Here is a 2,858-nt window from a genome sequence, read left to right as displayed (position 1 = left end):
CGTGCGGATCTCGTGGCTCAGCGTGGCCAGGAACTGCGTCTTCGCCGCGCTCGCCTGCTCCGCCAGCGCGCGCCGCTGCTCGATCAGCTCGATGCGGTGCCGCTGCGCCAGCCGCCGCCGCCACGCCCACATGATCCAGCCCACCGCCGCCGCCACCGCCACCACGTACAGCAGCCACGCCCACCATCGTTGCCACGGCGGTGCCTGCACCTCGATCCGCAACGGACGCGGCAGATGCGCCCACACGCCTTCGGCGCCCTTCGCCATCACGTCCAGCGTGTAATTGCCGCTGCCCAGGCCGGAAAGATCGCGCTCGCCCTGGTTGCCCACGTCCACCCAGCCGGGGTCGAAGCCGTGCAGGAAGAAGCGGTAGTGGTTGTCCGTGGGGTCGAGGTAGGAGAACACCCGCGCCTGGATGCCCAGCTGCCGATCGCGCCAGCCCACCTGCACCACGCCGGCGTCGAACGGCAGCGCCTGCCGCGTGCCATGCCGGCGCACGCTGACGCCGGTGATCGCCAGCGGCGGCGCCTTCTTCTGCTCGCCGATCCGGTCCGGATCGAAGGCCACCACGCCGCCCAGGGTCGCGGCGTACAGGTAGCCGCTGGGCATGACGGCGTAGCCGCGCGAGAACTCGCCATTGGCAAGGCCGTCCTGCAGGCCGAAGGAACGGAAACGGCCGTTCGCCGGATCGTAGCGCCACAGGCCGTCATGGCCGAACACCCAGACGCGCTTCTGGTCATCGACCTGCAGGTCCACCACGTTGATCGACGGCCAGCCATGCGCCGCGTCCACCGTGCGATCGCGCAGCAACCCGCCGCCCTCGATGCGGTAATGCACCATGCCGTTCGCGTTGGCCATCCACATGCCGTGCGGAGTGAACGCGAACGCATCCACGCTCTGGCCCTGCGGCGCGCCCGGCGCCATCTCGAAGCGGTCGTGCGCGCGGTCCAGCCACATCATGCCGCCGTCGCTGGCATACCAGAACACGCCATCCCGCAGCGTCATCTGGCTGCCCCAGCGCACCTTTTCGTTCGGCTGGTCCATCGGCACCGCAGTCACCGCGAGCGTGTCCGGATCGATGCGGAAGATGCCCTCGCCGAAGGTGCGCGCGAACATCTTGCCGTCCGGACCGGGTTCCACCTCCAATGGATGCCGCATGCCGCTGCTGCCCAGGTCGATGCGCACGCAGCCGTGACGCACGCCGTCGCACACGTCGATCGCCCCCTGCAGCACCACCCACAGGCGCCCGCGCGCATCCTCGGTCATGCCGGCCACGTCGCCGCCGAGACCGGAGAAGCTGTGTTCCACCTGCCCGGTGACGGGATCGAGCCGGTCCACCCGGCCGGCACGCTCGCCCACCCAGATATGGCGGCCGTCCCTGCCGCGCGCCATGGTGGTGGCGATCGAATCGCGCAGGCTGGCCGGGTCGTCGGGAATGTGGGTGAAGCGGCTGAAGCTGTCCCAGCCCGGCGCCAGGTAGCCGACGCCGCCATCGAGCAGGGCCAGCCACAAGCCGCCGGCGCGGTCGACCAGCATCTGCCACACCCAGGTACCGGGGAGGTCGCCGTCGAGCGCGGGCTGGTTGGTCACCGCCATCACCGGGGCACCCGGGCGCAACTGCATGAACAAACCGCGCTGCGTGCCGATCCACAACCGGCCGCTGTCGTCGCGCACGCTGGCCATCACATTGGTGTCCGGAATGGCGGTACCGCCAAAGTGCCGCGCCAGGCCATCCGGCCCCACCACCATCAGGAGGTGGTCGGTGGCGATGCGTATCTCGTCGCCAGTGCCGCTGATGCTCCAGGCCGACATCGACTGTCGCGGATCGGCGGCCAGCACCCGGTGCATCCCGCCCTGCCCGTCGCGGCGGAATACTCCCAGGTCACTGCCAAGCCACAGCTGCCCGTGCGCATCGACGTAGAGCGCCGCCACCATGCCGAAGCTCTCGGCCTTGCCGCCGGGCGCCTGGTAGCTCACGTGCTCGAAGCCGTGACCATCCGGCCGCATCCGGTCCAGCCCGCGGCCGGTACCCACCCACAGCGTGCCGTCCGGCGTCTGCGCCAGCGACCAGACGCGATCGCTGCTCAGGCTGGAAGGATCGGCGGGATCGTGCCCCCAGTGCTCGAACTTGCCGGTGGCGGCGTCGTAGCGGTTCAGCCCCGCATTGAGCCCCGCCGCCCACAGGCGGTTCCGCTTGTCCACCAGCAGCGTGGCGATGCCGTTGTCGTACAGCGATCCCGGCTCGTTCGCGGCATGCCGGAACACCCTGAAGTGCACGCCGTCATAGCGCGCGATGCCGCCCTTGGTGCCGAACCAGATGGCCCCGTTGTGATCCTGCACCACGGCGTAGACGTTGGAACTGGGCAGGCCGTCGGACACGCCGTAGCGGCGGAACTGGGGCGTGACCAGCGGGGTCGCCGTGGTGACGGACGCCTGCGCGGCTGCAACCCCCGCCGACACCTGGGCCGAGATGACCAGCAGCAGGCCGAGCAAACCTGCAGACACCCGCGGTCTGCGACCCATCGCTGTACCCCTGCATGGCGGCGCCACGGACACGCGCGGCGATCCCGCGCGATCCGCATTGCCTCGACGGCGAATCATGCCAAAACGAGGCAGGCGAAGCGAATGTGACGACGCTGTCGCCGGATGGCGTCACCGCCTCAGTCCGCCGGAAGATCGGCGACCGCGTTCACCCGGCCGCGGCCTCCGCACGCTCGGCCGCCCCGCGCAGCACGCGCGCCAGCATCGCCGCCAGCTCCTCGCCGCTGAGCGGCTTGCGCAGGAAGCCGTCCATGCCCGTCTCGCGCGCACGCGCCTCGTCCTTCTCGCCCGAGCGCGCCGTCACTGCCACGATCGGC

General features: G+C 70.6%; 1 protein-coding gene. It reads right to left on the bottom strand.

What is annotated here, in order from left to right; genetic code table 11:
* On the bottom strand, positions 1–2,505 hold a 2,505-nt coding region (locus tag ABQJ56_RS16860; protein ID WP_367846182.1), incomplete at its 3' end, for a ligand-binding sensor domain-containing protein.
* Between the last annotated feature and the right edge of the window lie 353 nt (positions 2,506–2,858).

Source organism: Rhodanobacter geophilus (assembly GCF_040812275.1).
In the GTDB taxonomy this organism is placed as follows: Bacteria; Pseudomonadota; Gammaproteobacteria; order Xanthomonadales; family Rhodanobacteraceae; genus Rhodanobacter_A; species Rhodanobacter_A geophilus.
The sequence above is the reverse complement of the archived record's forward strand: the minus strand, read 5'-3'. Positions and strand labels throughout refer to the sequence as shown.